This is a genomic window from Blastococcus sp. TML/C7B, assembly GCF_016612845.1.
Taxonomy (GTDB): domain Bacteria; phylum Actinomycetota; class Actinomycetes; order Mycobacteriales; family Geodermatophilaceae; genus Blastococcus.
In genome coordinates this window covers 488221-513037 of record NZ_JAEOAA010000002.1, presented here as the reverse complement: position 1 = coordinate 513037, position 24817 = coordinate 488221, and the positions used below count along the sequence as shown (strand labels likewise).

Genomic DNA, 24817 nt, shown 5'->3' with positions numbered 1-24817 from the left:
TCGTGAGCACAGGGCAGACGTGGACGGTCGGGGTCACCGGCGCCACCGGGTACGCCGGGGGAGAGGTGTGCCGCCTGTTGGCCGCGCACCCGAACCTGCGGCTGACCGGGGTGCATGCCAACTCGAGCGCCGGCCGACGCCTGGGTGAGCTGCAGCCCCACCTCCTGCCGTACGCCGACATGGTGGTCCAGCCCAGCGATGCAGCGGACCTCGCCGGTTACGACGTCGTCGTGCTCGCGCTGCCGCACGGCGAGTCCGCCGCGGTGGCCGCCCAGCTCCCGGACGACACCCTGGTCATCGACTGCGGCGCCGACCACCGGCTGAGCGACCCGGCCGCGTGGCAGCGCTGGTACGGCAGCGAGCACGCCGGCACCTGGCCCTACGGCCTGCCCGAGCTGCCCGGCCAGCGGGAGCAGCTGGCCGGCGCGCGGCGGATCGCCGTCCCCGGCTGCTACCCGACCTCGGTCACCCTCGCGATGGCACCGGCGCTCGCCGCCGGCCTGGTCGAGCCCGAGGTCGTGGTCGTCGCCGCCAGCGGGACCAGCGGCGCGGGCAAGTCGGCGAAGCCGCACCTGCTCGGCAGCGAGGTCATGGGCTCGGTCAGCGCCTACGGCGTGGGCGGGGTGCACCGGCACACGCCGGAGATGATCCAGAACCTCTCCCAGGCCGCCGGGTCGCCGGTCGGCGTCAGCTTCACCCCGACCCTGGTGCCGATGAGCCGGGGCATCCTCGCCACCTGCTCGGCGAAGCTCGCGCCCGGCACGGACGCCGCGACCGCCCGCGCCGCGTACGAGCAGGCCTACGCCGACGAGCCGTTCGTGCACCTGCTGCCCGAGGGCCAGTGGCCGACGACGGCGCAGGTGCTGGGCGCCAACACCGTCGCGCTGCAGATCGCGGTCGACCCCGACGCCGGCCGGCTGGTCGTGGTCGCCGCCGTCGACAACCTCACCAAGGGCACCGGCGGAGCCGCGCTGCAGTGCGCCAACCTCGCCCTCGGCCTCCCGGAGACCACCGGTCTCCCCCTCGTAGGAGTCGCACCATGAGCGTCACCACCCCGCAGGGCTTCACCGCCGCGGGCGTCGCCGCCGGGCTCAAGTCCAGCGGCGACCCCGACGTCGCGCTGGTGCTCAACACCGGCCCCGACGACGTCGCCGCCGCCGTCTTCACCACCAACCGGTTCCCGGCCGCCCCGGTCATCTGGAGCCGCCAGGTGCTGGCCGGGCAGCGCTGCCGGGCCGTCGTCCTCAACTCCGGCGGCGCCAACGCGTGCACCGGCGCCGACGGCTTCGCCGACACCCACCGCACCGCCGAGCACGTCGCCGAGGCGCTGGGCCTGGGCGCGATCGACGTCGCCGTGGCCAGCACCGGGCTGATCGGCACGCGGCTGCCCATGGACGAGCTGACCGCCGGCGTCACCGCCGCGGCGCAGGCGCTCTCCGCAGACGGCGGGGCGGACGCTGCGCGGGCGATCATGACCACCGACAGCGTGCCCAAGACCACCGCGCAGCAGGGCGAGGGCTTCGCGCTGGGCGGCATGGCCAAGGGCGCCGGGATGCTCGCCCCGAGCCTGGCCACGATGCTCGTCGTCCTCACCACCGACGCCGTCGTCGAGCCCGAGGTCCTGCAACGCGCGCTGGCGGCGGCCACGAGGGTCAGCTTCGAGCGGGTCGACTCCGACGGGTGCCTCTCCACCAACGACACCGTCATCGCCCTGGCCAACGGCGCGACCGGCGTGACCCCGAGCGAGGAGCAGCTCACCGAGGTGCTCACCGCGGCGTGCACGGACCTCGCGATGCAGCTGCTCGCCGACGCCGAGGGCTCCACCAAGGACATCGCGATCACCGTCCGCAACGCCGCCTCCGTCGAGGACGCCCTGACCGCCGGCCGGGCGTGCGCCCGCAACAACCTGCTCAAGACGGCGCTGTTCGGCAACGACCCCAACTGGGGCCGGGTGCTCGCGGCCATCGGCACGACCGACGCCGCGTTCGAGGCCGACCAGGTCGACGTCACCATCAACGGCGTCACGGTCTGCCGTGGCGGCGCGATCGGCGACCCGCGGGAGGGTGTCGACCTCACCGGCCGGGCCATCACCATCGACGTCGACCTGAAGGCCGGCGCCGAGCAGGCCACCATCTGGACCAACGACCTCTCGATCGCCTACGTCCACGAGAACTCGGCGTACTCGACGTGAGCCCCACCGAGCCGGAGCCGCACGTGACCACCGTCCACGACGACGACGCCCAGGACCCGACGCCCCCGGACGTCGCCGTCGACCAGGCGGTGCCGCCGCGGCGGATCGGCACCCACCGCGTCATGCGCACCCACGACCCCGAGGGCGACGCCCGCCGGATCGCCGTCCTCACCGGGGCGCTGCCGTGGCTCAAGGAGTTCCACGGCAACGTCGTGGTGATCAAGTACGGCGGCCACGCGATGGTCGACGACGAGTGCCGGCGCGCCTTCGCCGACGACATGGTGTTCCTGCGGACCTGCGGGATCCTGCCCGTCGTCGTGCACGGCGGCGGCCCGCAGATCACCGAGATGCTGGGTCGGCTGGGCATCGAGAGCGAGTTCCGCGGCGGCCTGCGGGTCACCACGGAGCAGACGATCGGCGTCGTCCGCATGGTGCTCACCGGGCAGGTCACCCCCGAGGTGGTCGGGCTGATCAACCAGCACGGGCCGCTGGCCGTCGGCCTCTCCGGTGAGGACGGCGGGCTGTTCACCGCCGAGCGCACCCACGCGGTCGTGGACGGCGAGCCGGTCGACATCGGCCTGGTCGGCGACGTCGTCTCGGTCGACCCGGCGCCGGTGCTGGCGCTCCTGGAGGCCGGGCACATCCCGGTCATCGCCACCGTCGCCCCCGACCGGCACGGCATCGTGCACAACGTCAACGCCGACACCGCCGCCGCGGCGGTCGCCGTCGCGCTGGACGCCGTCAAGCTCGTCGTCCTCACCGACGTCGAGGGGCTCTACGCCGACTGGCCCGACCGCGACTCCCTGGTGCAGCAGATCGACGCCGCCGAGCTGGCCGAGATCCTGCCCGAGCTGGACGCCGGGATGGCACCGAAGATGGCCGCCTGCCTGCGGGCGGTCCAGGGCGGGGTGAAGCGGGCGACCGTCGTCGACGGCCGGACCCCGCACGCCCTGCTGCTGGAGATGTTCACGACCGAGGGCACCGGGACGATGGTCGTCCCCGACCTCACGACCCCCGGGGAGGGCTGAGCACCATGACGCACACCGAGGAGCTGGCCCGCCGCTGGTCGGCCGTGATGATGGGGAACTACCGGACGCCGCCGGTCGCGCTGGCGTCCGGCTCCGGCGCGGTCGTCCGCGACGTCGACGGGGTCGAGTACACCGACCTGCTGGGCGGCATCGCGACGACGATCCTGGGCCACGCGCACCCGAAGGTCGTCGAGGCGATCAGCACCCAGGCGGCCACGCTGGGGCACGTCTCCAACCTGGCGATGCACGAGCCCGGCGTCGCGCTGGCCGAGCGGCTGCTGGAGCTCGTGGGCCGGCCCGGCCGGGTCTTCTTCTGCAACTCCGGCGCCGAGGCCAACGAGGCCGCGTTCAAGGTCAGCCGGCTCACCGGCCGGCCGCAGGTGATCACCGCCGAGGGCGCCTTCCACGGCCGGACCATGGGCGCGCTGGCGCTCACCGGCCAGCCGTCCAAGGCCGCCGCGTTCGCCCCGCTGCCCGGCGGCGTGGCCTACGTGCCCTACGGCGACGCCGGCGCGCTGACCGCCGCCGTGTCGGAGCAGACCGCGATGGTGCTGCTCGAGCCGATGCTGGGGGAGGGCGGCGTGCTGCCCGCGCCGGCCGGCTACCTGGCCGCCGCGGCCGACGCCGCCGCCGGTGCCGGCGCGCTGTTCGCGCTCGACGAGGTGCAGACCGGCATGGGCCGCACCGGGCACTGGTTCGCCCACCAGGCCGACGGCTTGCAGCCCGACGTGATCACGCTGGCCAAGGCGCTCGGCGGTGGCCTGCCGATCGGCGCGATGCTCGCGTTCGGCGAGACCGCCGAGCTGATGACCGCCGGCTCGCACGGCTCGACGTTCGGGGGCAACCCGATCGCCGCGGCCGCCGCGCTCGCCGTCCTCGACACCATCCGCGACGAGGGCCTGCTCGAGCGGGCGAAGGAGATCGAGCACCGGTTCACCGCCGGCATCGAGGGCCTCGGCCACGCCGGCATCAGCGGCGTCCGGGGGAAGGGCGCGCTGCTGGGCGTCGTCCTCACCGCCGACGTCGCCGCCGGGCTGGAGGCTTCCCTGCGCACCGCCGGCTTCCTCACCAACGCCGTGGCACCGGGCGTGCTCCGGCTCGCCCCGCCGCTGGTGCTCACCGACGCCCAGATCGACGCCTTCGTCGCCGCGCTGCCCGCCGCCCTCGACGCCGCACTCCAGGAGTCCGACTCGTGACCCGCCACTTCCTCCGGGACGACGACCTCAGCCCGGCCGAGCAGGCCGAGGTGCTGGCGCTCGCCGCCTCGCTCAAGGCCACCCGGCACACCGCGGAGGCCCCGGTGCCGCTGCGCGCGGCCAACGGCGTCCCGCGGGCGGTCGCCGTGCTGTTCGACAAGCCCTCCACCCGCACCCGCGTCTCCTTCTCGGTGGGCGTCGCGGAGCTGGGCGGCTATCCGCTGGTCATCGACGCGGCGACCAGCCAGCTGGGCCGCGGCGAGCCGATCGCGGACACCGCCCGCGTGCTCGACCGGCAGGTCGCGGCGATCGTGTGGCGGACCTTCGGCCAGGAGCGGATCGAGGAGATGGCCGCGACCAGCCGGGTGCCGGTGGTCAACGCGCTCACCGACGAGTTCCACCCCTGCCAGATCCTGGCCGACCTGCAGACCGTCATCGAGCGCAAGGGCTCGCTGGCCGGCCGGTCGCTGAGCTACCTGGGCGACGGCGCCAACAACATGGCGCACTCCTACCTGCTCGGCGGCGCCACCGCGGGCATGCACGTGCGGGTCGGCTCGCCCGAGGGTTTCCAGCCCGATCCGGGGGTGCTGAAGAAGGCCGCGGAGATCGCCGCCGAGACCGGCGGCTCGGTCGCCTGGACCGCCGACGCCGCGGCTGCCGCCGACGGCGCCGACGTCCTGGTCACCGACACCTGGGTGTCGATGGGTCAGGAGGGCGAGTACGACGCCCGCATCGCCCCGTTCCTGCCCTACGCCGTCGACGACGCCGCACTGGCCCGCGCCGCCGACGACGCCGTCGTCCTGCACTGCCTGCCCGCCTACCGCGGCAAGGAGATCGCCGCCGACGTGATCGACGGCCCGCAGAGCGCGGTGTGGGACGAGGCGGAGAACCGGCTGCACGCGCAGAAGGCTCTGCTGGTGTGGCTCCTGGAGCACTCGTGACGGAGCGACGATGACCTCGCCGAGCCGCAGCGCGCGCCAGGCCCGGATCCGGCAGCTGATCGAGGCCCAGTCGGTGACGTCGCAGACCCACCTGGCCGCGCTGCTGGCCGGCTCCGGCATCGAGGTCACCCAGGCGACGCTCTCCCGCGACCTCGACGAGCTCGGCGCGGTCAAGATGCGGGGTCTCGGACGGCGCTCCGGCGTCCTACGTGCTGCCGCCGGAGAACGCCCCGCTGCGCCCGGCGCAGACCGCGCCCGCCCGGCTGACCCGCCTGCTGGCCGACCTGCTGACGGGTGCCGAGGGCAGCGCCAACCTGGCGGTGCTGCGCACCCCTCCCGGTGCCGCCCAGTTCCTGGCCTCGGCCCTGGACAAGGTCGGCCTCCCCGACGTCCTGGGCACGATCGCCGGGGACGACACTCTGCTGGTCGTCTCGCGCGACCCCGACGGCGGGGCCGCGCTGGCCGACCGGCTGCGGTCGCTCGCCGAGCGCACCCCTGCCGTCTACCCCGAACTGCAGGACGACCTGGAAGAGGACGCCGGCCCGTGACCACCACGCCCCCTGGATCGCAGACCCGGCTCTGGGGCGGCCGCTTCGGCGGCGGCCCGTCGCCCGCCATGGCCGCGCTGTCCAAGTCGACCCACTTCGACTGGGCGCTGGCCCCCTTCGACCTGGCCGGCTCGCGCGCGCACGCCCGCGTGCTGCACCGCGCCGGGCTGCTCGCCGACGACGAGCTCGAGCAGATGCTCGGCGCGCTCCGCGAGCTGTCCGACGAGGTGGCGGCCGGCACGTTCACCGCGATCGACAGCGACGAGGACGTGCACGAGGCCCTCGAGCGCGGCCTCACCGAGAAGCTCGGCGCGCTCGGCGGCAAGCTGCGGGCCGGCCGGAGCCGCAACGACCAGATCGCCACCGACCTGCGGCTCTACCTGCGCCACCACGTCCGCGCGCTGGTCGGGGAGCTCTCGTCGCTGGAGTACGCGATCGTCGGCCTGGCCGAGCGGTACGCCGACGTCGCCGCGCCCGGCATGACGCACCTGCAGCACGCCCAGCCGGTGCTCATCGCCCACCAACTGCTGGCGCACGCGCACTCGTTCGCCCGCGACGTCGACCGGCTGCGCGACTGGGACCGCCGCACCGCGGTGAGCCCGTACGGATCGGGGGCGCTGGCCGGCTCGTCGCTGCCGCTGGACCCCGACGCCGTCGCCGCCGAGCTCGGCTTCGACCGGGCCACCGACAACTCGATCGACGGCGTCAGCGACCGCGACTTCGCCGCCGAGTTCTGCTTCGTCGCAGCGCTCATCGGCGTGCACCTCTCCCGGCTGGGGGAGGAGGTCGTGCTCTGGACGTCGACCGAGTTCGGCTGGGCGCGGCTGGACGACGCCTGGGCCACCGGGTCGTCGATCATGCCGCAGAAGAAGAACCCGGACATCGCCGAGCTGGCGCGGGGCAAGTCGGGCCGCTTCGTCGGCAACCTGACCGGGCTGCTCACCATGCTCAAGGGCCTGCCGCTGGCCTACGACCGCGACCTGCAGGAGGACAAGGAGCCGGTCTTCGACTCGCTTTCCCAGCTGATGCTGCTACTGCCCGCCGTCACCGGCATGGTCGCCACGCTCACCCTGCGCCCCGAGGTGCTGGAGGCCGCCGCCCCGCAGGGCTTCGCGCTGGCCACCGACGTCGCCGAGTGGCTGGTCCGCCAGGGGGTGCCGTTCCGCTCCGCGCACGAGATCAGCGGCGCCATGGTCGCCTTCTGCGAGGACGCCGGCCTGGAGCTCGACGAGCTCGACGACGACCAGCTCGCCGGCATCGACGAGCGGCTCACCCCCGACGTCCGCGCGGTCCTCTCCGTCCGGGGCGCCCTGGCCGCCCGCAAGGCCCGTGGCGGCACCGCCCCCGAGCGGGTCGCCGAGCAACTGGTCTCGCTGGCCGAGCTGGCCCGCCAGCACGCCGACTGGGCCACGGCCTCACCGGTGGCGGGCGCGCTCTGACCGCACCCGACCCCGACCGGCCCGGGCCGGGTCCCCTCGTCCGCGCGGAGGACCTGCTCGGGCCGGTCGACGTCGTGGCGCCCGCGCTGCTGGGCTGCTGGGTGGTGACCGACCGCCCCGAGGGGCAGGTCGCGCTGCGGCTCACCGAGGTGGAGGCCTACTCGGGTGCGGGGGAGGACCCCGCCTCGCACGCGCACCGCGGCCCGACGCCACGCGCGGCGATCATGTTCGGCCCGCCCGGCCGGCTGTACGTCTACTTCAGCTACGGCGTGCACTGGTGCGCCAACGTCGTCGTCGGCCCCGAGGGGCGCGGTTCGGCGGTGCTGATGCGCGCCGGTGAAGTCGTGGTGGGGGAGCCGCTGGCCCGCACCCGGCGACCCGCCGCCCGCGTTGCCCGCGACCTCGCCCGCGGCCCGGCCCGGCTCACCCAGGCGCTCGGGATCGGCCCCGACGACCGGGATGCCGACCTGCTCGACCCGTCGTCCCCGGTCCGGCTGCACCGGGGGGCGCCGCCGTCCGCCGTGTCGGCCGGACCACGCGTCGGCATCAGCGTGGCCACCGAGCTGCCCTGGCGGTTCTGGGAGGCCGGTGCGCCGTCGGTGAGCGCGTTCCGGGCGGGCGGGAAGTCGCGACGTCGGGGCACCGGGCAGGATGGTCCCCCGTGACTGCGAACGACGTCCTCACCGAGCTGCACCGCCGCGGGCTGATCGCCCAGAGCACGGACGAGGAGGCGCTGCGCGCGCACCTGGCTGAGGGGCCGGTCGCCTACTACGCCGGGTTCGACCCGACCGCGCAGAGCCTGCACGTCGGGCACCTGCTGCAGTTCATGGTGCTGCGCGCCCTGCAGCGGGCCGGGCACCAGCCCGTGGTGCTGGTCGGCGGGGCGACGGGTCTGATCGGTGACCCCCGGCCGACCGCCGAGCGGCAGTTGAACGACCGGGGGACCGTCGCGGGCTGGGTCGACCGGATCCGCGAGCAGGTGGCCCCGTTCCTCGACGTGCCGGCCCAGCGGGACGGCCTGCCGGCGCCGGTCTACGTGAACAACCTGGACTGGACCGCACCGGTGTCGGCCATCGACTTCCTGCGCGACATCGGCAAGCACTTCCGGGTGAGCCAGATGCTGGCCAAGGAGGCGGTGTCGGCCCGGCTGAACTCCGAGGCCGGCATCAGCTACACCGAGTTCAGCTACCAGATCCTGCAGGCCAACGACTTCCGCGAGCTGCACCAGCGGCACGGGGTGACGCTGCAGACCGGCGGCTCGGACCAGTGGGGCAACCTCACGGCCGGCATCGACCTGGTGCGGCGGACCTCGGGTGCGCGGGTGCACGCGCTCTCGACGCCGCTGGTGACCAAGTCCGACGGCACCAAGTTCGGCAAGTCCGAGGGCGGCGCGGTCTGGCTGGACCCCGCGCTCACCTCGCCGTACGCCTTCTTCCAGTTCTGGCTCAACGCCGACGACGCCGACGCCCGCGCCTGGCTGCCCCTGTACTCGGAGCGGCCGGCCGAGGAGGTCGAGGCGCTGATCGCGGAGAGCGTGGAGCGCCCGGCGGCGCGGGGCCTGCAACGGGCGCTGGCGGAGGAGCTGACCCTGCTGGTGCACGGCCCGGAGCAGCTGCGCCAGGCCGAGGCCGCCGGCCGTGCGCTGTTCGGCCGGGACGACCTGACCTCCCTGGACGCCGGAACGCTGAGCGCGGCCCTGAGCGAGGCCGGCAGCGTGGACGTCGAGGGGGAGGTGCCGTCGATCGCGGTGCTGCTCCAGCGCACCGGTCTGGTGGCCAGCCTGTCCGAGGCCCGGCGCACGGTGAAGGAGGGCGGGGCCTACCTGAACAACGAGCGGGTGGCCGACGCCGACGCCGTCCCGGGGGACGACGCCTGGCTGGCGGGGGGCTGGCTGGTGCTGCGCCGGGGCAAGCGGTCGATCGCCGGGGTGCGGCGCGGCGCTTGACGGGGCGCTGACCTGCACGTCCGCGCCCACGTGGACGTGGATGTGCCGGGTGGGACGACCCGGTGGCGGGCGTCACGCACCCCGGGTTTGACACGGCCGACACGGCCACGTAACTTTCTCTTTGCGCCGCGCGGCCCTGAGGGGCCGCCGGACCGGGACCCGCCGCTGGTGGGGGCAACGGAAACCGGCGTAGTGTTGGACATCCAGCCGCAGACGGAGCCCGGAAGGGTCGAGTTTGTGCGCGTCCGCTCTTTGAGAACTCAACAGCGTGCCGAAAGTCAGTGCCAAGTAATACCCCGTGCCGGGGGCTTTGTGTTTCCGGCTGGGATTCCTTTGGTTGATTGATATCGAGAGTGCTAGCTCTCGGTTCTCAGCCGGTTCAAATTCATCTACGGAGAGTTTGATCCTGGCTCAGGACGAACGCTGGCGGCGTGCTTAACACATGCAAGTCGAACGGTGAACCCGCTTCGGTGGGGGATCAGTGGCGAACGGGTGAGTAACACGTGGGCAACCTGCCCTCAGCTCTGGGATAACTCCAAGAAATTGGGGCTAATACCGGATGTGACTGCTGACCGCATGGTCTGGTGGTGGAAAGATTTATCGGCTGAGGATGGGCCCGCGGCCTATCAGCTTGTTGGTGGGGTAGTGGCCTACCAAGGCGACGACGGGTAGCCGGCCTGAGAGGGTGACCGGCCACACTGGGACTGAGACACGGCCCAGACTCCTACGGGAGGCAGCAGTGGGGAATATTGCGCAATGGGCGAAAGCCTGACGCAGCGACGCCGCGTGGGGGATGACGGCCTTCGGGTTGTAAACCTCTTTCAGCAGGGACGAAGCGAAAGTGACGGTACCTGCAGAAGAAGCACCGGCCAACTACGTGCCAGCAGCCGCGGTAATACGTAGGGTGCAAGCGTTGTCCGGAATTATTGGGCGTAAAGAGCTCGTAGGCGGTTTGTTGCGTCGGCTGTGAAAACCTGAGGCTCAACCTCAGGCCTGCAGTCGATACGAGCAGACTAGAGTGTTGCAGGGGAGACTGGAATTCCTGGTGTAGCGGTGAAATGCGCAGATATCAGGAGGAACACCGGTGGCGAAGGCGGGTCTCTGGGCAACAACTGACGCTGAGGAGCGAAAGCGTGGGGAGCGAACAGGATTAGATACCCTGGTAGTCCACGCCGTAAACGTTGGGCGCTAGGTGTGGGGCTCATTCCACGAGTTCCGTGCCGCAGCTAACGCATTAAGCGCCCCGCCTGGGGAGTACGGCCGCAAGGCTAAAACTCAAAGGAATTGACGGGGGCCCGCACAAGCGGCGGAGCATGTTGCTTAATTCGATGCAACGCGAAGAACCTTACCTAGGCTTGACATGCACGGAAATCCTCCAGAGATGGTGGGTCCGTAAGGGCCGTGCACAGGTGGTGCATGGTTGTCGTCAGCTCGTGTCGTGAGATGTTGGGTTAAGTCCCGCAACGAGCGCAACCCTCGTTCTATGTTGCCAGCACGTCATGGTGGGGACTCATAGGAGACTGCCGGGGTCAACTCGGAGGAAGGTGGGGATGACGTCAAATCATCATGCCCCTTATGTCTAGGGCTGCAAACATGCTACAATGGCCGGTACAAAGGGCTGCGATACCGCGAGGTGGAGCGAATCCCAAAAAGCCGGTCTCAGTTCGGATTGGGGTCTGCAACTCGACCCCATGAAGTTGGAGTCGCTAGTAATCGCAGATCAGCAATGCTGCGGTGAATACGTTCCCGGGCCTTGTACACACCGCCCGTCACGTCACGAAAGTCGGTAACGCCCGAAGCCGGTGGCCCAACCCTTGTGGAGGGAGCCGTCGAAGGCGGGATCGGCGATTGGGACGAAGTCGTAACAAGGTAGCCGTACCGGAAGGTGCGGCTGGATCACCTCCTTTCTAAGGAGCAACTCGCCGGCAAGCATCAGCTTGTCGGTGCAGAGCCATGCCAGGCCAGGATGTGCCCTCCAGTTTCGGGGGGTGCGCGGCGTGCCTGGGTGGTGCTCGAGGGTGGAACGCTGACCAGTTCGGCCGGCAGCTGGTGCTGCTCCTAGTACGACGCTTCCTTCGGGGGGTGTGGGGAACGGGGTGGTGGTGGTGGGTTGGTCGTAGGCACGCTGTTGGGTCCTGAGGGAGCGGACCATCCCCGTGCGCGGGGGTGTGGCGTGATCTCGTGTCAGGGCCTTCCTGTTTCTCGTACCGCCGGCCCCTCGTGGGGGTGCCGGGTCTGGCGGGGTCGTGTGGAGGGTGTCTGGTCGTACGTTGAGAACTGCACAGTGGACGCGAGCATCTTTTTGACTCTTATTTGCATGAGAGTTCTTGTAGGCCCGCACGACGGGTGTCCTTCCGGGCGCTGTTGTGTGGGATTTTTGTGTGGCCAAGTTGTTAAGGGCACACGGTGGATGCCTGGGCACCAGGAGCCGATGAAGGACGTAGGAGGCTGCGATAAGCCTCGGGGAGCTGTCAACCGAGCGTTGATCCGAGGATTTCCGAATGGGGGAACCCCGCACCAGTCATGTGGTGTGACCCGCGCCTGAACACATAGGGCGTGTGGAGGGAACGTGGGGAAGTGAAACATCTCAGTACCCACAGGAAGAGAAAACAACCGTGATTCCGTGAGTAGTGGCGAGCGAAAGCGGATGAGGCTAAACCGATCGCATGTGATAGCCGGCAGGCGTTGTGTGGTCGGGGTCGTGGGACCGTTCCGAGTGTTCTGCCGAGCACTCAGGGAGTGAGAAAAGCACGTGTTAGTGGAAGGCCTCTGGAAGGGGTCGCCGTAGAGGGTGAGAGCCCCGTACACGAAAACATGTGCTCTCCCGAGCGTCATCCCAAGTAGCACCGAGCCCGTGAAATTCGGTGTGAATCTGGCGGGACCACCCGCTAAGCCTGAATACTCCCTGGTGACCGATAGCGGACAAGTACCGTGAGGGAAAGGTGAAAAGTACCCCGGGAGGGGAGTGAAATAGTACCTGAAACCGTGTGCCTACAAGCCGTGAGAGCCTTAGGATTTCGGTCCGGGGTGATTGCGTGCCTTTTGAAGAATGAGCCTGCGAGTTAGTGGTACGTGGCGAGGTTAACCCGTGGGGGGTAGCCGTAGCGAAAGCGAGTCCGAACAGGGCGATACAGTCGCGTGCCCTAGACCCGAAGCCGAGTGATCTACCCATGGCCAGGTTGAAGCGCGGGTAAGACCGCGTGGAGGACCGAACCCACTTAGGTTGAAAACTGAGGGGATGAGCTGTGGGTAGGGGTGAAAGGCCAATCAAACTCGGTGATAGCTGGTTCTCCCCGAAATGCATTTAGGTGCAGCGTCACGTGTTTCTTGCCGGAGGTAGAGCACTGGATGGCTAATGGGCCCCACAAGGTTACTGACGTCAACCAAACTCCGAATGCCGGTAAGTGAGAGCGTGGCAGTGAGACTGCGGGCGATAAGGTTCGTAGTCGAGAGGGAAACAGCCCAGATCATCGGCTAAGGCCCCTAAGCGTGTGCTAAGTGGAAAAGGATGTGGAGTCGCAGAGACAACCAGGAGGTTGGCTTAGAAGCAGCCACCCTTGAAAGAGTGCGTAATAGCTCACTGGTCAAGTGATTCCGCGCCGACAATGTAGCGGGGCTCAAGCACACCGCCGAAGCCGTGGCATTCATGCGTTTCCTGTCGGTCCTTGTGTGGGCCGGCCAGGTGTGTGGATGGGTAGGGGAGCGTCGTGTGGCGGTCGAAGCGGCGGAGTGATCCAGCCGTGGACGCCACGCGAGTGAGAATGCAGGCATGAGTAGCGAGAGGGGAGTGAGAAACTCCCCCGCCGGAAGACCAAGGGTTCCTGGGCCAGGCTAATCCGCCCAGGGTGAGTCGGGACCTAAGGCGAGGCCGACAGGCGTAGTCGATGGACAACGGGTTGATATTCCCGTACCCGCGAAGGAACGCCCATGCTGAACCCAGCGATGCTAACCACCCGATCCACCGGTCCTCACTTGTGAGGCGAGTGTGGGGAGGCTGGGACCCGGACTGGTAGTAGGCAAGCGATGGGGTGACGCAGGAAGGTAGTCCTACCGGTGAGTGGTAGTACCGGTGCAAGGGTGTGGCCCGCGGGGTAGGCAAATCCGTCCCGCATACAGGGTGAGACCTGACGCATAGCCGAATGAGGCGAATTGGATGATCCTATGCTGCCGAGAAAAGCCTCTAGCGAGTTCCGAGCGGCCCGTACCCCAAACCAACTCAGGTGGTCAGGTAGAGAATACCAAGGCGATCGAGCGAACTGTGGTTAAGGAACTCGGCAAAATGCCCCCGTAACTTCGGGAGAAGGGGGCCATCTACTGTCAACCGCCTTGCGCGGGGTAGCGGTGGGTGGCCGCAGAGACCAGTGAGAAGCGACTGTTTACTAAAAACACAGGTCCGTGCGAAGTCGTAAGACGATGTATACGGACTGACGCCTGCCCGGTGCTGGAACGTTAAGGGGACGGGTTAGCCGTAAGGCGAAGCTCAGAACTCAAGCGCCAGTAAACGGCGGTGGTAACTATAACCATCCTAAGGTAGCGAAATTCCTTGTCGGGTAAGTTCCGACCTGCACGAATGGCGTAACGACTTCTCAGCTGTCTCAACCACAGGCTCGGCGAAATTGCACTACGAGTAAAGATGCTCGTTACGCGCGGCAGGACGGAAAGACCCCGGGACCTTTACTATAGCTTGATATTGGTGTTCGGTTCGGCTTGTGTAGGATAGGTGGGAGACTGTGAAGCGGGCACGCCAGTGTTCGTGGAGTCATCGTTGAAATACCACTCTGGTCGAATTGGATGTCTAACTTCGGTCCGTGATCCGGATCAGGGACAGTGTCAGGTGGGTAGTTTAACTGGGGCGGTTGCCTCCCAAAATGTAACGGAGGCGCCCAAAGGTTCCCTCAGCCTGGTTGGCAATCAGGTGTCGAGTGCAAGTGCACAAGGGAGCTTGACTGTGAGACCGACGGGTCGAGCAGGAGCGAAAGCTGGGACTAGTGACCCGGCACCGGCATGTGGAAGCGGTGTCGCTCAACGGATAAAAGGTACCCCGGGGATAACAGGCTGATCTTCCCCAAGAGTCCATATCGACGGGATGGTTTGGCACCTCGATGTCGGCTCGTCGCATCCTGGGGCTGGAGTAGGTCCCAAGGGTTGGGCTGTTCGCCCATTAAAGCGGTACGCGAGCTGGGTTTAGAACGTCGTGAGACAGTTCGGTCCCTATCCGCCGTGCGCGTAAGAGACTTGAGAAGAGCTGTCCCTAGTACGAGAGGACCGGGACGGACGAACCTCTGGTGTGCCAGTTGTACCGCCAGGTGCACTGCTGGTTAGCTACGTTCGGCAGGGATAACCGCTGAAAGCATCTAAGCGGGAAGCTCGCTTCAAGATGAGGTCTCTCACCGGGTCAACCGGGTAAGGCCCCCGCCCAGACCAGCGGGTTGATAGGCCGGAAGTGGAAGCACCGCAAGGTGTGGAGCTGACCGGTACTAATAGGCCGAGGGCTTGACCACACACACCCACTCGGGCCTGTGTGAGTAAGAGCCGGATAACAAGATTGCTTCGCGTCCACTGTGCGGTTCTGAACGCACGAACCAGGCATGGTTCAAGTTCACAGAGTTACGGCGGCCATGGCGAGAGGGAAACGCCCGGCAACATTCCGAACCCGGAAGCTAAGCCTCTCAGCGCCGATGGTACTGCCCTGGAGACGGGGTGGGAGAGTAGGACGCCGCCGGACAACCATTACGAACGGGGGTCAGAGCCACGTGCTCTGGCCCCCGTTCGCGTTGTCCGTTGTTCAGCTTTCGGCGGCTTGTGAGTGCGCCGCTATGTGATGAGGTACCCCGACGATGACTTCTCCGCGACGCGGTTCTGACGGCCCGCGCGGCTCCGGTAGCGGCCGTTCCGGCGCCGGCTCCGGCCGCCCGGGCTCCCGCGCCCAGCGCCCGGCCGGCGCTTCCGGTCGACCCGGCGCCCCGCGCAACGTCGCCGGCGGCCGCGGTGGGAACGGCGGGGACGGCGAGCGCCGGGCTCCGCGTCCGCAGAGCGACCGGGACGCCCGCTACTTCGCCGAGCGCGGCAACGACTCGAGCCCGCGTCGCGGTGCAGACGACCGGGGCGATGCCCGCGGACGTCCGGGTGGCCGGCCGACGAGCGGTGGTGCTCGCGGCGCCGGGTCGTCACGTGACGACCGCGGTGGCTGGCAGGAGCGTCGTCCCTCGACTGACCGCCCGCAGGGTGGCAGCTATCAGGATCGCCGCCCGTCCGGGGACCGTCCCCAGCGCGACCGTCCCCAGGGTGGTGGCTGGCAGGACCGTCGTCCCTCGGGTGACCGTCCGCAGCGTGATCGCCCCCAGGGTGGTGGCTGGCAGGACCGTCGTCCGGCAGGCGACCGCCCGCAGGGTGGCGGCTGGCAGGACCGCCGTCCCTCGGGTGACCGTCCGCAGCGTGGCGAGTGGCAGGACCGTCGTCCCTCGGGTGACCGCCCGCAGCGCGGCGAGGGTGGCGGCTACCAGGACCGCCGTCCGTCCGGTGGCCGCCCGCAGCGCGGGGACTGGCAGGACCGTCGCCCCTCGGGTGACCGCCCGCAGCGCGGCGAGGGTGGCGGCTACCAGGACCGCCGTCCGTCCGGCGACCGCCCGCAGCGCGGGGACTGGCAGGACCGTCGCCCCCCGGGTGACCGCCCGCAGCGTGGCGAGTGGCAGGACCGTCGCCCCGCCGGGGACCGCCCCCAGCGTGACCGTCCCCAGGGTGGTGGTTGGCAGAACCGCCCCTCCGGTGACCGCCCGCAGCGCGGCGACTGGCAGGACCGGCGCCCGTCCGGCGACCGGCCGCAGCGGTCCGGCCGTCCGGAGGGCGGTGCCGGGAACTGGCGGGACCGCCGTCCCGGCGACGACCGCCGCGGCGCCCCCGCGCGGGGTCCGCGTCCCGACGACCGGCAGGACCGTCGTCCGCCGCTGCCGCCCGGTCCCGAGCTCCCCGAGTGGGCCGACCCTCGCGAGCTCGACCCCGCGGTGCGTACCGCGCTGAAGGGTCTCGACCCCCGCGGCGTGGACAAGGTCGCCGCGCACCTCGTCGCTGCCGGCTCGCTGATCGACGAGGACCCGGAGACCGCCCTGGCGCACGCCCGCGCGGCGCGCGACCGGGCTTCCCGCGTCGCCGTCGTCCGGGAGGCGGTCGGCGTGGCCGCCTACCACGCCGGTGACTACGCCGAGGCGGCGCGCGAGCTCCGTGCCTACCGGCGGATGAGCGGCGACCACGGCTACCGCGCGGTGCTGGCGGACTGCGAGCGGGCCCTCGGTCGGCCCGAGGTCGCCCTGCGGCTCGTCGCCGAGGCGCTGACGGAGGAGCCGGACCAGGAGGAGACGGCCGAGCTGCGTCTGGTCGAGGCCGGCGCGCGCCGCGACCTCGGCGAGGACGCCGCCGCCCGGCTCGTCCTCGAGGCGGCGCTGGGTGGACGCCCGACGCCGGACTCCCTCACCGAAGGCGACGACATCCGGCTGCGCTTCGCCGCCGCCTACGCCGACCTGCTCTCCGCCCAGGGCGAGGAGGACCTCGCGCAGCAGTGGCACGACGCGATCGTCGCCGTCGACCCCGAGGCGCTCGCGGACTCCGTCGAGTTCACCGACCTCGACGACCTCATCGACGACGACGAGGACGACGACCTCGAGGCCGAGACCGAGGGCGCCGACCAGGATCAGACCCTGTCAGGTGGCGACGCCGCGCCGGAGGAGACCGACGCGGCGATCGACCCGGAGGACGCCGAGCTCGACGACGCCGAGGCACTCGAGGCAGCGATCGAGGCCGAGTTCGAGCGGTCCGACGACGAGGAGCCGGGAGCCGAGGAGTCAGCAGCCGACGCCGGCGCATTCCCGACCGGCGGCCGGTCGTTCCAGGACGAGGTCGAGGCCGAGGTGGCCGAGCTCCTGGGTGAGACCGGTGACGACGCGGACTCCGGAGCCGGCAGCACGGACAGCTGACAACCGGGCGGCGGGTGTCCACACCCGCCGCCCGCGTCCACAGATGGGGCACGCCCCTGTGCCGGGGCCCCCGGCCGATCCAGGCTCTGAGCATGAGCGTGGCTGTGATCGACCGGAACGACGTGGTGCTACGGGGACGGTTGTCCGCACCGGCAGAGGTCCGCACCCTGCCGAGCGGGGACACCCTGGTGACCTTCCGGCTGGTGGTGCGCCGGCCCGAGCCCCGGCCACGCGGTCAGACGGTCGACGTGCTCAGTTGCATCACCTACGACAAGTCGCTGCAGCGGCGCGTGGCGGCCTGGCAGCCCGGTGACGTCGTGGAGATCGAGGGTGCGCTCCAGCGGCGGTTCTGGCGCACCGGATCCGGCACCGCCTCGGTGTGCGAGGTCAACTGCCGGCGTGGGCGCAAGGTGCCCCGCGCCTCGGGGCCGGCGACCGAGCGCATCGCGTGAGGCGCGATCAGTCGTCCAGCGGCCGGAGCACGAGGCCGGTCCGCGGCTTGGGCACGAACAAGGTGGACTTGCGCGGCATCCGAGCCCCGGCGCGCGCCACGGCGGCGACGTCGGCGGGGGAGGGCGGGCGGAGCAGGAGGGCGACGCCGTTGCGCTCGCCCGCCGTCCGCAGCGCCTCCTCGACGGTGTGCGCGATGAGCACGCTGCCCGGCTCGTCCGCCCGCGCCCACAACCCCTCGATCAGCCCCTTGTGCGCCAGCACGACGTCGAGTCCGCGCCAGGCGGCCGGTGCCTCGGCCGGCACCCGGTCGCGCACGGGGGCTCCCGGATCGCGCAGGCAGAGCAGGCGGAAGCCGTCGGTGACCAGGAAGCCCAGAGCGTCCGGCTCGGCCAGCCAGGCGTCGACAGCCGCGGTGATGGCGACCGCCGCCGGCCGGTCGGGGTCCAGCGCGAGCTCGCTCACGGCGAAGCCGACCGCTGCCCGGCGGGCAGCGTCGTCGAGCGGGAGGTCCGGTAGGACCCGGTGGATCGCGGCCACGCGCAGCCCGCCCGGGCCCATCGGCGTCAGCAGCGCGAGGACGGCGTCGCACCCCGGGCAGCCGGGGTCGGTGCGCTGGTGGGCACGGGCGGCGGCGAACCGGTGGTGGCCGTCGGCGATGACGGCGCCGGTGCGCCCGAACGCCCCGGCCAGCTCGCCGATCAGCGCGGGGTCGGTCACCCGCCACAGCCGGTGGCGGACGCCGTCGTCGTCGAGCACCTGCAGCGTCGGCTCGCTCCGGCGGGCGCGGTCGGTGAGCACGGCGACCTCGTGATCCGGGTCGTGGGCCAGCACGATCGGCTCGAGGTCGGTGCGGGTGGCGGCGAGCAGCGCGCGACGGCCCTCGACGGCGTCGGGGAAGGTGTCCTCGTGGGGGAGGACCGCGGTCGAGCCCGGCACCGGCAACCCGACGGCGCCGAGCCAGCCCACCGTCGCGGCGTCGCCGTCGGCGGGCTGCAGCTCGTAGACCCACAGCGCCGATCGCTCGTCCCGTTCCAGGACGCCCTCGTCCTCCCACGCGGCGAGCATCCGCGCCGCCCGGGTTGCCCAGGCCGGCGCCGTCCCGGCTCCGCCCGCCGGTGCGGGATCGGCGGGGACGCCGGGCTCGGGCAGGATGAGCCGCACGATGTTGTGCGGATCGGCGCCGGCCAGGCGCTCCCGGCCGGCGGCGGTCACCAGGTCGTAGGCGGGCGAGCTCACCCGGGCCAGGTGGTCCGGGTCGTGCACGCGGTAGGTCAGCGCCCGGAAGGGGCGTACCTCCAGGCCCGTCGCGGTATCGGACGGGCGGTGGTCCGGCGACGACGAGGGCACCAGGGAATCGTAGGAGCGCCGCGCGGATGCGCCGGTGGCGCCCGCGGTACCGGCCGTCGGACCCGCAGGACAGCACATCCACGACAGCAGATCGAGAAGGAGAGGCCACGCGATGCCCGACCCGCGCCGCAGCCCGCTCGCGGCCGGCTCGCCCGGCCCCCTCGCCCAACAGCACGACGTCGCGCTGCTGGACCTCGACGGCGTGGTCTACGTCGGCTCCGAGGCGGTACCCGGAGTCCCCGGGGCGCTGCAGCAGGTCCGCCGCAGCGGCATGCGGCTGGGCTTCGTCACCAACAACGCCGCCCGGACGCCGGAGGAGGTGGCCGCACACCTGACCGAGCTGGGGGTCGAGGCGGCCGCGGCCGACGTCATCACCAGCTCCCAGGCGGCCGCGACGGTGGTGCTCGAGCTCCTGGGGCCGGGGGCGCGGATCCTGCCCGTGGGCGGGCCCGGGGTGGCGGCCGCCGTGCGCGCGGCCGGCCTGGAGGTCGTCGAGCGGGCCGAGGACGAGCCGGACGCCGTCGTGCAGGGCTACGGCCGGGAGGTCGGCTGGGCGCAGCTGGCCGAGGCGGTCGTCGCGGTGCGCAACGGTGCGCGGCACGTGGCCACCAACGCCGACGCCACGATCCCCTCCCCGCGCGGTCCGCTGCCGGGCAACGGGGCGATGGTGGGGGTCGTCAGCGCGGTCACCGGGCGTCCGCCGCTGGTCACCGGCAAGCCCGACCCGGCCATGCACGCCGAGTGCGTGCGGCGCACCCGAGCGCAGCGGCCCCTGGTCGTCGGGGACCGGCTGGACACCGACATCGAGGGCGCGCAGCGGGCGGGCGCGGCCAGCCTGCTCGTGCTCTCCGGCGTCACCGATGCCGCGACGCTGCTCGCCGCCGTACCCGAGCACCGGCCCGACCACCTCGCGCACGACGCCGCAGGCCTGCTCGACGTGCACCCGTCGGTGCAAGCTGACGCGGTGGGGTGGCGGTGCGGCGACTGGGTCGTGCGGCCGGCCGAGTCGGACGGGCTCCTGCTGGTGCACGAGCCGGCCGGCGACGGGAGAGCGCGCGCCGACGGCGCGGAGCGCGATCCGGACGGGGCCGCTCAGGGGTCCGACGGCGCGGTGCGGGGTTTCGACGGGCTGGACGGGTTGCGGGCGCTGTGCGTGGCGCACTGGATCCGGCACCCCGACGGCGGTGCCCCGGCCAGGGTGCTCGGCGAGGGCGTCGAGGCATCGACCGCGCTGCGGAACTGGGGGCTCGGCACCGGCTGACTGGGCCACGACGGCCCGGGACCACGGAGACGGCGCGCGGCCACGCGGACGGAACAGGACCACGGGAGACGGCGCGCGACCACGCGGACGGGACGGACCACGCGTGCCGGCGTGCGGCGGGACGCCGTGCGGTCAGGGTCGGGCGCGCGGCCCGGACGGTGCGAGCGCGGTCAGAGCAGCTTGCGCAGCCGGAGCATGTCGCGCAGGCCGGCCTCGAGCTTCACCCGGCCCGACGCCCACGCCGAGCCGAAGGACAGCCGGCCGCCGGTCAGGGCGACGAGGTCGTCGCTGGTCATGGTCAGCCGGATGTCGGCCTTCTCCACGGCGGGGCCGTCGGGAAGCACCTCGAGGTCCCGGACGCTGCCGGAGCTCAGCCGTCCGACGACCACCTGCTGCAGATCGGTCAACCGGCACGACAGGCTGCGGTCGAGGCCGGCGGCCGCGGGGTTCGCCGCGAGGTCGCCGAGGATGCCCCGCAGGGCGGTGAGGCATTCGTCCATCGTGGCCACGGGGGCGGTTCTCCTGCCGATGTCGGGACGTACCGGGCGCCAGACGTTATCGCCTGCCCTCGTCGCGCCGTGCCCCGTCGCCGGTGACCGGTAACCTCGGCGGGGCACGCGGCCGGTGCGACGGCACCCGGCCGCAGTCCGGCGTCCGCCCCGACGACCGGCCGCCACCACCTCCAGCGCAGGAAGCGATGACGATGACCGAGCCGAGCACGCCAGCGCCCCGTCCCGGGTCCGCCGCGCCCGGCCGCGGTCGACGCGGAGCGCACCGGGGCGGACCGGTTCGCCGAGCTCGAGCAGCGCCCCGTCGCCGAGCACGTGGCCGTCTTCGAGGCCGAGCACGGCCGGCTGCAGCGCGAGCTCGGCACGATCGACCAGCTCTGATGGTGCGTCGCCGGCTCGATGCCGAGCTCGTGCGCCGCGGTCTGGCCCGCTCCCGCGAGCACGCGGTCGCGCTCATCGCCGAGGGCCGCGTCGCCGTCTCCGGGCGCGCGGCCACCAAGCCCGCCACCGGCGTGGACGCGGGCGAACCCGTCGTGGTCCGCACCGATCCCGACCAGCCCAGCTGGGTCTCCCGCGGCGCGCACAAGCTGCTCGGTGCGCTCGAGGCGTTCCCGGTCGCCGTCGAGGGCCGCCGCGCCCTGGACGCCGGCGCCTCCACCGGGGGCTTCACCGAGGTGCTGCTCAGCCGCGGCGCCGCCGAGGTCGTCGCCGTCGACGTCGGCTACGGCGAGCTGGCCTGGTCGCTGCGCACCGACGACCGGGTGCGGGTCCACGAGCGCACCAACGTGCGGACGCTGACCCCCGAGGCGATCGACGGTCCCGTCGACCTCGTCGTTGCCGACCTGTCGTTCATCTCGCTGCGGCTGGTGCTGCCCGCGCTCACCGCGTGCGCCGGCCCCGGGGCCGACCTGCTGCCGATGGTGAAGCCGCAGTTCGAGGTCGGGCGGGAACGGCTCGGCGCCGGCGGCGTCGTCCGGGACCCCGAGCACCGGGTGCAGGCCGTCCTCGAGGTGGCCGCGGCCGCGGCCGAGCTGGGCTGGGGGACCGCCGGCGTGGTCGCCAGCCCGCTGCCCGGGCCGGCCGGGAACGTGGAGTTCTTCCTGTGGTTGCGCCGCGACGCGGGGCCGGTGCAGGAGCACGACGTCCGTCGAGCAGTCCAGGAGGGACCGCAGTGAGTCCGACCAGCGAGGGCGGCACCGCCCCGCAGCCACGGCCGCGTGCTGCTGACCGTGCACACCGGCCGGCACGACATCGTCGAGCTGGCCCGCAGCTCCGCCGCCCGGCTGCAGGCCGGCGGCATCGTCGTGCGCCTGCTCGAGGACGAGGCACGCGAGCTGCACATCGACGGCGCCGAGATCGTGCCCGCCGACGCGCACGCCGCGCGCGACACCGAGATCGTCATGGTCTTCGGCGGCGACGGCACGTTCCTGCGCGCCGCCGAGCTGGCCCGGTTCACCGACGCCGCCCTCATGGGGGTCAACCTCGGCCGGGTCGGCTTCCTCGCCGAGACCGAGCCCGAGGCGGTCGAGGAGACGCTCCAGGCCATCGAGCACTGCGAGTACTCCGTCGAGGAGCGGCTGGCGATCGAGGTGGACGTCGTCGACGCCGACGGCGCGGTCGTCGGCGGCACCTGGGCGCTCAACGAGGTGTCGATCGAGAAGGCCGAGCGCTCCCGCGTCCTCGACGTCGTCATCCTCATCGACGGCCGGCCGCTGACCAGCTTCGGCTGCGACGGCGTGCTGTGCGCGACCCCCACCGGCTCCACCGCCTACGCCTTCTCCGCGGGTGGCCCGGTCGTGTGGCCCGACGTCGAGGCGCTGCTGCTCGTGCCGACCAACGCCCACGCCCTGTTCGCCCGGCCGCTGGTGACCTCGCCGAACTCGGTGCTCACCGTCTCGATCCCCGCCGACGGCAACCGCGCCCGCGTCTCCGCCGACGGGCGGCGGATGGTCAGCGTCCCCGACGGCGGGCGCGTCGACGTCCGCAAGGCGACCCGCCCCGTGCGGATCGCCCGCGTGCACGCGGCCACCTTCGGCGACCGCCTCGTGGCCAAGTTCGGGCTCCCCGTGCGCGGCTTCCGCGACGCCCGGCACGCCGGGCCCGGGCACGAGCTCACCACCAGCCGGAACGTGCTGACCCGCGAGGTCGTCGACCGGTTCGGCGACGTCGTGGCCGGAGGGGAGGCGGCCGGTGGCGGCACGCACGACCACGTCTGAGCGCACCGCGCCGGCCCCCGAGGCGACCGGCCCCGGGCGGCTCACCGAGCTGCGCATCCGGGGCCTGGGCGCCATCGACGACGTCACCCTCGAACTGGGCCCCGGGCTGACGGTGGTCACCGGGGAGACCGGCGCGGGCAAGACGATGGTCGTCACCGGCCTCACGCTCCTGTTCGGCGGCCGCGCCGACCCGGGCCGGGTCCGGGCCAACGGCCGCGCCGGCGTCGAGGGCCGGCTGGCGCTGCCCGCCGACTCCCCGGCCTGGCAGCGCGCCGCGGACGCCGGTGCCGACCCGGACGACGACGGCAGCCTGATCCTGGCCCGCACGGTGAGCGCCGAGGGCCGCTCCCGGGCCTTCCTCGGCGGCCGCAGCGTGCCGGTGGGCGTCGTCGCCGAGCTGGCCGAGAGCCTGCTCGCAGTGCATGGCCAGACCGACCAGCTCCGGCTCTCCCGCCCCGCGGAGCAGCGCCGCGCCTTGGACCGCTACGCCGGGCCCGAGCACCTCGCGGCCCTCGAGAGCTACCGCGAGGCGCACGACCGCTGGCGGGCGGCGGTCGCCGATCTGGAGCGCCGGCAGACCCAGGCGCGCGAGCTGGCGCAGGCCGCCGAGGTGCTGAGGCACGGGCTCGAGGAGATCGAAGCCGTGGCGCCGGAGCCCGGCGAGGACGAGGTGCTGGCCACCCAGGTGAAGCGGCTCAGCGACGCCGACGCGCTGCGCGCCGCCGCCGACGAGGCCCGCCTGGCCCTGGTCGGGGACGTCACCGGCGACCTCGGTGGCGAAGAGGCGCCGCAGGACGCGACGGCGGCGCTGGCGATCGCCGAGCGGTCGCTGGCCGGCTCCGACGACCCGACGCTGGTCATGCTCGCCCAGGACCTCGCCGACGCCGTCGCGGTGGTCTCCGACGTCGCCGGCCAGCTCGCCGGGTACGTGGCCGACCTGGACGCCGACCCCGCACGGCTGGCCGAGGTGCTCGACCGGCGGGCCCTGATCACCGGCCTGGTGCGCAAGTACGCCGACGTCGGCGAGGGCGTGGGCGGGGTGCTGGCGTGGGCCGCCGACGCCGCGCAGCGGCTGGCCCAGCTGGACGTCTCCGACGAGGCCCTCGCGCAGCTGGCCGCCGAGCGGGACGCCGCCCGGGCCGAGGTCGACGCGCTCGGCGCGGAGATCTCCGCGGGCCGCCGGTCCGCCGCGGAGGGCTTCGCCGCCGAGGTGGGCCGGGAGCTGGCCGGGCTGGCCATGAAGAGCGCCCGCGTCTCCTTCTCCATCGACAGCCACCCCGACGAGCCCGGCCCCGAGGGGATCGACACGGTGGCGCTGCTGCTCGCCGCCCACCCGGGCGCGCCCGCCCGCCCGGTGCACAAGGGCGCGTCGGGCGGTGAGCTCTCCCGCGTCATGCTCGCCATCGAGGTGGTCTTCGCCGGCGCCGACCCGGTGCCGGTCATGGTCTTCGACGAGGTCGACGCCGGCGTCGGCGGCCAGGCGGCGGGCGAGATCGGCCGCCGGCTGGCCCGGCTGGCCCGCCAGCACCAGGTCGTCGTCGTCACCCACCTCGCGCAGGTGGCCGCTTTCGCCGACACGCACCTCGTCGTCGACAAGTCGCCCGACACCGGGGCCGGGGTCACCGCCACCGACATCCGCGCCGTGGAGGACGACGACCGGGTGCGGGAGCTCGCCCGCATGCTGTCCGGGCTCGCCGACAGCGACACCGGCCAGGCGCACGCCCGCGAGCTGCTGGCCGTCGCCGCGGAAGCGCGCGGCTGAACCGGCCGTTCCCG

At 72.0% G+C, this 24817-nt stretch carries 18 protein-coding genes, 3 rRNA genes and 1 pseudogene; 19 read left to right on the top strand and 3 right to left on the bottom strand.

Annotated elements, in window-relative coordinates; all coding sequences use genetic code 11:
- Positions 1 to 2: 2 nt before the first annotated feature.
- The 13 genes and pseudogenes from argC to rrf all read left to right on the top strand — a co-directional run bounded on the left by argC (position 3) and on the right by rrf (position 15013).
- Complete coding sequence (gene argC / locus JKP76_RS15355) at positions 3 to 1043, top strand: N-acetyl-gamma-glutamyl-phosphate reductase (RefSeq protein WP_309229663.1); 1041 nt, start codon at positions 3 to 5, stop codon at positions 1041 to 1043.
- Positions 1040 to 2191 carry a bifunctional glutamate N-acetyltransferase/amino-acid acetyltransferase ArgJ gene (gene argJ / locus JKP76_RS15350; protein WP_200491788.1) on the top strand — a complete coding sequence of 384 codons (1152 nt, stop codon included), beginning with the start codon at positions 1040 to 1042 and terminating at the stop codon, positions 2189 to 2191. The genes argC and argJ overlap by 4 nt, the downstream gene beginning before the upstream one ends.
- A complete protein-coding gene (gene argB, locus JKP76_RS15345; protein ID WP_309229665.1) occupies positions 2188 to 3219 on the top strand; it encodes an acetylglutamate kinase in 1032 nt (343 codons plus the stop codon). The genes argJ and argB overlap by 4 nt, the downstream gene beginning before the upstream one ends.
- Positions 3220 to 3224: 5 nt before the next feature.
- Entirely contained in the window at positions 3225 to 4415 is a 1191-nt protein-coding gene (locus JKP76_RS15340; RefSeq protein ID WP_200491787.1) for an acetylornithine transaminase, read from the top strand.
- Positions 4412 to 5356, top strand: a complete 945-nt coding sequence (gene argF, locus JKP76_RS15335) for an ornithine carbamoyltransferase (protein ID WP_200491786.1) — start codon at positions 4412 to 4414, stop codon at positions 5354 to 5356. Before JKP76_RS15340 ends, argF begins: the two co-directional genes overlap by 4 nt.
- 10 nt (positions 5357 to 5366) lie before the next feature.
- A pseudogene (locus tag JKP76_RS21320) lies at positions 5367 to 5477 on the top strand (arginine repressor); the annotation flags it as partial.
- 88 nt (positions 5478 to 5565) lie between these two features.
- Entirely contained in the window at positions 5566 to 5904 is a 339-nt protein-coding gene (locus JKP76_RS19775) for a hypothetical protein (RefSeq protein ID WP_375335669.1), read from the top strand.
- Positions 5901 to 7343, top strand: a complete 1443-nt coding sequence (gene argH / locus JKP76_RS15325; protein ID WP_200491785.1) for an argininosuccinate lyase — start codon at positions 5901 to 5903, stop codon at positions 7341 to 7343. Before JKP76_RS19775 ends, argH begins: the two co-directional genes overlap by 4 nt.
- On the top strand, positions 7307 to 8008 hold the full coding sequence (locus tag JKP76_RS15320; protein WP_375335668.1) for a DNA-3-methyladenine glycosylase: 702 nt from the start codon (positions 7307 to 7309) through the stop codon (positions 8006 to 8008). The genes argH and JKP76_RS15320 overlap by 37 nt, the downstream gene beginning before the upstream one ends.
- Complete coding sequence (gene tyrS, locus JKP76_RS15315; RefSeq protein ID WP_200491784.1) at positions 8005 to 9288, top strand: tyrosine--tRNA ligase; 1284 nt, start codon at positions 8005 to 8007, stop codon at positions 9286 to 9288. The genes JKP76_RS15320 and tyrS overlap by 4 nt, the downstream gene beginning before the upstream one ends.
- A gap of 388 nt (positions 9289 to 9676) precedes the next feature.
- A 16S ribosomal RNA gene (locus JKP76_RS15310) occupies positions 9677 to 11195 on the top strand.
- A 476-nt stretch (positions 11196 to 11671) separates the two neighbouring features.
- Positions 11672 to 14789, top strand: a 23S ribosomal RNA gene (locus JKP76_RS15305).
- A gap of 107 nt (positions 14790 to 14896) precedes the next feature.
- A 5S ribosomal RNA gene (gene rrf, locus JKP76_RS15300) occupies positions 14897 to 15013 on the top strand.
- Together the 16S, 23S and 5S rRNA genes form the textbook arrangement of a ribosomal RNA operon.
- Before the next feature lie 442 nt (positions 15014 to 15455).
- Here rrf and JKP76_RS15295 read toward each other — a convergent pair.
- Entirely contained in the window at positions 15456 to 16346 is an 891-nt protein-coding gene (locus tag JKP76_RS15295) for a hypothetical protein (protein ID WP_200491783.1), read from the bottom strand.
- On the opposite strand from JKP76_RS15295, the gene JKP76_RS15290 reads away from it, so the two are divergent.
- Both JKP76_RS15290 and JKP76_RS15285 read left to right on the top strand, forming a co-directional pair.
- Positions 16326 to 17255: a tol-pal system YbgF family protein gene (locus JKP76_RS15290; protein ID WP_200491782.1), complete on the top strand. Its 930-nt coding sequence runs from the start codon at positions 16326 to 16328 to the stop codon at positions 17253 to 17255. The two genes, JKP76_RS15295 and JKP76_RS15290, sit on opposite strands and share 21 nt — an antisense overlap.
- Positions 17256 to 17347: 92 nt before the next feature.
- Positions 17348 to 17707, top strand: a complete 360-nt coding sequence (locus JKP76_RS15285) for a single-stranded DNA-binding protein (protein WP_200491781.1) — start codon at positions 17348 to 17350, stop codon at positions 17705 to 17707.
- A 7-nt stretch (positions 17708 to 17714) separates the two neighbouring features.
- Here JKP76_RS15285 and JKP76_RS15280 read toward each other — a convergent pair whose 3' ends face one another.
- Positions 17715 to 19055 (bottom strand): DUF1015 domain-containing protein, encoded by a 1341-nt coding sequence (locus tag JKP76_RS15280; protein WP_309233006.1) that lies wholly within the window; start codon positions 19053 to 19055, stop codon positions 17715 to 17717.
- Between the two features lie 112 nt (positions 19056 to 19167).
- Between JKP76_RS15280 and JKP76_RS15275 the strand changes: the two genes are divergently transcribed.
- Positions 19168 to 20316 (top strand): HAD-IIA family hydrolase, encoded by a 1149-nt coding sequence (locus JKP76_RS15275; RefSeq protein WP_200491779.1) that lies wholly within the window; start codon positions 19168 to 19170, stop codon positions 20314 to 20316.
- 170 nt (positions 20317 to 20486) lie between these two features.
- Here the strand turns inward: JKP76_RS15275 and JKP76_RS15270 are convergent, their stop codons facing one another.
- Positions 20487 to 20816: an alkyl sulfatase C-terminal domain-containing protein gene (locus JKP76_RS15270; protein WP_207147014.1), complete on the bottom strand. Its 330-nt coding sequence runs from the start codon at positions 20814 to 20816 to the stop codon at positions 20487 to 20489.
- A gap of 389 nt (positions 20817 to 21205) precedes the next feature.
- Between JKP76_RS15270 and JKP76_RS15265 the strand changes: the two genes are divergently transcribed.
- The 3 genes from JKP76_RS15265 to recN are packed head-to-tail and all read left to right on the top strand — an operon-like array spanning position 21206 to position 24803.
- Positions 21206 to 22000, top strand: a complete 795-nt coding sequence (locus JKP76_RS15265; RefSeq protein ID WP_200491777.1) for a TlyA family RNA methyltransferase — start codon at positions 21206 to 21208, stop codon at positions 21998 to 22000.
- Positions 22001 to 22042: 42 nt separating this feature from the next.
- Entirely contained in the window at positions 22043 to 23041 is a 999-nt protein-coding gene (locus tag JKP76_RS15260; protein ID WP_200491776.1) for an NAD kinase, read from the top strand.
- Positions 23016 to 24803 carry a DNA repair protein RecN gene (gene recN / locus JKP76_RS15255; RefSeq protein WP_200491775.1) on the top strand — a complete coding sequence of 596 codons (1788 nt, stop codon included), beginning with the start codon at positions 23016 to 23018 and terminating at the stop codon, positions 24801 to 24803. The genes JKP76_RS15260 and recN overlap by 26 nt, the downstream gene beginning before the upstream one ends.
- Positions 24804 to 24817: the final 14 nt, after the last annotated feature.

Coding starts and splice junctions, on each gene's coding strand:
- argJ (WP_200491788.1), top strand. CDS start 1,040: ATGAGCGTCACCACCCCGCAGGGCTTCACCGCCGCGGGCGTCGCCGCC.
- JKP76_RS15340 (WP_200491787.1), top strand. CDS start 3,225: ATGACGCACACCGAGGAGCTGGCCCGCCGCTGGTCGGCCGTGATGATG.
- JKP76_RS15285 (WP_200491781.1), top strand. CDS start 17,348: ATGAGCGTGGCTGTGATCGACCGGAACGACGTGGTGCTACGGGGACGG.
- JKP76_RS15275 (WP_200491779.1), top strand. CDS start 19,168: ATGCCCGACCCGCGCCGCAGCCCGCTCGCGGCCGGCTCGCCCGGCCCC.
- JKP76_RS15270 (WP_207147014.1), bottom strand. CDS start 20,816: ATGGACGAATGCCTCACCGCCCTGCGGGGCATCCTCGGCGACCTCGCG.
- JKP76_RS15265 (WP_200491777.1), top strand. CDS start 21,206: ATGGTGCGTCGCCGGCTCGATGCCGAGCTCGTGCGCCGCGGTCTGGCC.